At 70.2% G+C, this 225-nt stretch carries 1 pseudogene; it reads left to right on the forward strand.

What is annotated here, in order from left to right:
• A pseudogene (locus tag AC3IMC_RS20505) lies at window positions 1-225 on the forward strand (IS481 family transposase); the annotation flags it as partial.

Consider the following 225-nt stretch of genomic DNA (forward strand, 5'->3'; position numbering starts at 1 on the left):
CATGCCCGCACGCCACCCCGGCAGGCGTCGTTGCCGACGTCCTGGCAAGGCGGGTTGAGCACCGGGAAGGCCCGATAGATCTGGCAATACGCTGCGGCACCAGCGCCAGGACGGTCTCCCGGATCCTGTCCCGGGCCGGCATGCCCCGACTATGGGACCTTGACCCGATGACCGGAGAACGGATCAGGGCGTCCCGGGCCACCGAGCGCCGCTACGAACGCGACG

The sequence above is a fragment of the Arthrobacter sp. E70 genome (genome assembly GCF_058266945.1).